Source organism: Streptomyces sp. NRRL S-495 (assembly GCF_000966955.1).
In the GTDB taxonomy this organism is placed as follows: Bacteria; Actinomycetota; Actinomycetes; order Streptomycetales; family Streptomycetaceae; genus Kitasatospora; species Kitasatospora purpeofusca.
This window is the reverse complement of the sequence record NZ_JZWY01000894.1, coordinates 1-4,012: the sequence shown is the minus strand read 5'-3', so window position 1 is coordinate 4,012 and position 4,012 is coordinate 1. Positions and strand designations below refer to the sequence as shown.

6 protein-coding genes are annotated in these 4,012 nt (G+C 73.6%); 1 reads left to right on the top strand and 5 read right to left on the bottom strand.

All coding sequences use genetic code 11. The features are described from left to right. The 5 genes from VR45_RS35785 to VR45_RS35765 form a co-directional block, all read right to left on the bottom strand. Positions 1-185, bottom strand: a 185-nt coding sequence (locus VR45_RS35785) for a universal stress protein (RefSeq protein WP_045944095.1), incomplete at its 3' end; no start/stop codon positions are given. A gap of 217 nt (positions 186-402) precedes the next feature. Continuing rightward, positions 403-798: a hypothetical protein gene (locus VR45_RS35780; RefSeq protein ID WP_045944094.1), complete on the bottom strand. Its 396-nt coding sequence runs from the start codon at positions 796-798 to the stop codon at positions 403-405. A 218-nt stretch (positions 799-1,016) separates the two neighbouring features. After that, the gene (locus VR45_RS35775) at positions 1,017-1,442 is read right to left on the bottom strand and encodes a DUF3592 domain-containing protein (RefSeq protein ID WP_045944093.1); all 426 of its coding nucleotides are present in this window, start codon (positions 1,440-1,442) and stop codon (positions 1,017-1,019) included. 219 nt (positions 1,443-1,661) lie between these two features. Next, the gene (locus VR45_RS35770; RefSeq protein ID WP_045944092.1) at positions 1,662-2,057 is read right to left on the bottom strand and encodes an SAV_915 family protein; all 396 of its coding nucleotides are present in this window, start codon (positions 2,055-2,057) and stop codon (positions 1,662-1,664) included. Positions 2,058-2,281: 224 nt separating this feature from the next. After that, positions 2,282-3,016, bottom strand: coding sequence for an HAD family hydrolase (locus VR45_RS35765; protein WP_045944091.1), 735 nt, complete (start codon positions 3,014-3,016; stop codon positions 2,282-2,284). Between the two features lie 221 nt (positions 3,017-3,237). Between VR45_RS35765 and VR45_RS35760 the strand changes: the two genes are divergently transcribed. Next, positions 3,238-3,966, top strand: a complete 729-nt coding sequence (locus tag VR45_RS35760; protein ID WP_045944090.1) for a GntR family transcriptional regulator — start codon at positions 3,238-3,240, stop codon at positions 3,964-3,966. Positions 3,967-4,012: the final 46 nt, after the last annotated feature.

The following is a 4,012-nucleotide window of genomic DNA, read 5'->3' as shown; positions in this document are numbered from 1 at the left end:
AGACGCTCGGTCAGGGAGCGTACCTGCGCCGGCAGGCCGGGATCGGCACGGACGTCGTCCTCCCAGGTCCAGGCGTGCACGAGTCGCAGGGCCCGGCCGCGGCGCACCGCTTCGTCGGCCGCCCACCGCGCCGCCGCGGTGCTCTCGGCCGAACCGTCGATGCCGGCCAGTACGGACTTGCTCATGGCAGTACCCCGCCTTCCGTTGTTCGGGACCGCCTCGGGCACGACCGCCCGGGGCCGGGACCAGCCTCGCCGAGGGCGGCCCCGCGTCCCAGGGCCGGCCGGGTCCGCAGGTGGGGTCCAAGGTCCCGGATGTGCGAAGGCGCTCACCCGGACGTCCCGGGTGCGCGCCTTCGGCCGGTCGGCGGAGGGCGCGGCCGTCACGGTGAGGTCCGGAGTCTCAGCAGGCCGCCGGGGACAGCGGGAAGGCGATGTCGTAGGCCTGCTCCGTCCCGCCCCGCAGGAAGACCAGCCGGACCGTCAGCACACCGACGTCCGGACCCACGGTGGGGCGCCCGCAGATGCTGCCCTCGGTCCGCAGCCCGTCGGCGCCGAGCCCGTGGGCGCCCCCGTAGTCGAGGTAGTGGCGACCCCGGTCGTCGACGGCCTCCAGCCAGAGGAACAGCGGCGGCACACCGGGCGCGTCGGGCAGGAGATCGCCCGGGAGGGGCGGGGTGACGGAGTAGGTGACGGTGAAACCCTCCGCCGTCGTGGTCAGCGTGTGGACGGTCAACTCGTGCAGGCCGTCCAGGATCCGGACCCGGCACCCGCCGCCGGTGGTGCCGTGCGTGCTCATCGCGCCGACCGCCGATCGGGTCCGCGCAGCAGCCGGGCGGCCACGGCCGACCGGCCGGATCTGATGCGGTGAGTCACGTCATTCCCTTCGGCACCGAGCCCGTTCGGACCCTCAACCCTGGCAAGCCGACCGGACCGGGGACAAGGTCCGCAGGCGTCAGGGTGTTGTAGGGAACGCCCGGGCCGTCCTCCGGCAGGACCGCCGGAGCGCGTCATGTGTCACAGGACGACCAGGGCCACCAGGACGATCGCGCTGATCGCCATGACGCAGCCGAGCCCGAGGAAGGCGTACTCCAGCCGTCGGCGCTCATGGCCCGCCACGAGCACCTGGCTGGGGTCCGCCGGGTCGTAGCGGATCGGGACGTGCGAGCCGTCGACGAGGGGCGTGCGCCGGCTCGACGGCACCGGGGAGAACACCTCGACGACCCGGCCGTCCTCGGTGCTGAACTGCAGCAACGGGCGGGAGACGGCCGAGCGGTCCTCCGGCCCGGGGAGGCGCTCGCGCACCAGCGCGAGGCCCGGCACACCGACACGGCGCAGCCGTCGCAGCTCCCGAAGTCCCGCCAGGCCCGCGAGGTGGGCGACGAGGCCGCCCAGGCCCGCGAACACCGCCGCGGCGGATGCGACTGCGCTCGCCGCGCCCACGATTCCTCCCGTTCCCGGAGCGGCACTTGCGCCGGATGCGCCGCTCACGACCTGCCCAGTACGGTCGCCGTCGACCGGCACGGTGGATTCGGAGAACATGCCGGAGGCGGGCCGGGGCTGATTGACGATGCGTCAATGATCTCTACAGTTCGCCGACAGCGCGGATTGCAAGCCCCGGACTCCGGCCGGAACCGCCTCCGGAGCCGCTGGACGGCAGGGTCACCTCGACCGGACGGTGCCGAGCGCTGCGCGCCGCCGCCCGGGTGCGCCGGCGTAGCGCGGTACCGCGAACAGCGGACGGTCCGGGGTGCTCGCGTGCCGGGGTCGGGCGGGGGCCGCGGCCAGCTGGGGATCGACGGTGACCGTGGTGACGCCCAGCGGCTCGACGAGGGCTCGCAGGGCGGGCTCGGCGAGGGTGATCCACGCCTGAGTGGGGCCGAGGACGCCGACGAGCTGCTGCTCGCTGGTGAAGACGACCGCGGTGCGGTCACCGAGGGGCGTGCGGAAGAGCCGGGCGGCACAGCCCAGCGGACCCGACCGGACAGGAACCAGGAATCGTCCGGCCGGGCCGGGTTCGGAAGGCTCGGGGTCCTCGGCGGGCGAACGTCGGTCCATGACTGCCTCCAAGCAGGAACACACAGATGGATGCGGGCCCGGTCCTCGGAAGCGCCGCCGACCGGGCCCGCACCAGGACCGTATCCCCGCCCGCTCCCGCGCCGCCCCGGCCCCTGACGCTTTCATGATTCGATCACCCTCGTCCTTGACGCCACACGCATCGCCGCGACCGGCGTCATCGCCTTCGCGCCCGGATCGGCGCCGCCGGATTCGGGCCCGGTCGATCAGGAGAGCGGCGATCGGAGGAGTGTCGCAGCGGTGGCGTCGGTGGCGGCGCCGAGAACGGCGGGCAGGGCTGTGACGCTGTCGAGGATGTGGGTGTGGGGCACGGTCGCGAAGTCGGTGTCGGTGTGGGAGCCGGTGCGGACGGCGGCGGCGATGCGCGCGCCGGCTCGGTGGGCGGCGAGGAGGTCGCTGGTGGTGTCGCCGACGGCGGCGAGATGGTGGACGGATTCGGTGCCGGTGCGCAGCAGGGCGGTGAGGAGCATGTCGGGGTGGGGGCGGCCGCGACCGGCGTCGGCGGGGGAGAGGGCGAGGGGGACGAGGTCGTGCCAGCCGAGGGCACGCAGGATGCGGTCGCGGGTGGCCGGGGAGAAGCCGGTGGTGAGGACGACGTGGTAGCCGGTGGTGCGCAGGTGTTCGATGGTGTCGGCGGCGCCGGGGATCTCTCGGACGCCGTCGGTGTCGACGGACCGGTCGTAGGCGGCTTCGAAGGCGTGGTTGGCGGCCCGGGCGCGGTGCTCGTCACCTGCGGTCAGGGCGCGGAAGACCTCGATCTTGGACTGGCCCATGGTGTCGAGGGCGTAGGCGACGGCGGTGTCGTGCTCGGGGGTGCCGACGGGGATGCCGATGGTGCCGAGTGCGTGGTGGAAGGCGGCCAGGACGGCGCCGTCGTCATGGACGGTGGTGCCGGCCATGTCGAGGCAGACGAGCTGGATGGGAAGGGGGGCGGTGGTCATGGCGGGTCCTGTTCGCGAGGAGGTGTGGGAAGGGGGCGGCCATCTGGTGGCGGCTTATCGTGACAAGGGGTGGGTTGTTCACCCAATGGATGCCGGGACGGAGTGGCGGCGCTGCCCGGAAAGAGCCTGAAAAGAAGGCTTGGCGTGGGCCCGGATGCGGCGGACAACATGTGGTGACAGGTGGTGCGGGCGCGGGTGGTGGTGCCTGTAGGGTCGGTTCCGTGAAGGAGTCACTGCACGGCGTGGTCGCCGCCGAACTGCGTCGGCGGATCAGGAGCGGGTCACTGAAGGTGGGCGAGTTCCTGCCCTCGGAGGCGGAGTTGTGCGAGGAGTTCGCGGCCTCGCGGACACCGGTGCGGCAGGCGCTGGCGGCGCTGCGGGAGGAGGGGCTGGTCAGCGGCGGCCAGGGGCGGCGTTCGGTGGTGCTGGACGCGGTGCCCTCGCAGCCGTTCGAGTCACTGCTCTCCTTCACCACCCGGGCCCGGCTGACCGGGCACACCCCCGGCCAGCGCCTGCAGGAGATCGCCCTGCGCCGGGCGCCGGCGGCCGTCGCGGCGGCGCTGGAGCTGGACCCCGACGTGCTGGTGGTGCAGTTGCTGCGGTTGCGGCTGCTGGACGGGCGTCCGGCGATGCTGGAGCGGATGACGTACATCGAGGCGGTGGGCCGTCCGCTGCTGGACGCGGACCTGGACGCGGGCTCGATCTACGCGCTGCTGACCGCGAACGGGGTGGAGCTGGCGGCCGCCCGGCACACCTTCGACGCGGTGGCCGCCGACGAGGTCGACGCGCAGCTGCTGGAGGTGGAGGTCGGCACGCCGCTGCTGCGGGAGCGGCGGCTGACGAGGGACGCGCGGGGCGTGGCGGTGGAATGGTCGGAGGACCGCTATCGGCCGGACGTGGCGAACGTGACGGTGACCAACACGCGTTCGGCGCGTTCCGCGCAGTTGTAGCACCCCCTCCCGCGGGTGGGGGCGAGCTTTCACCGGGGGTTGGGGG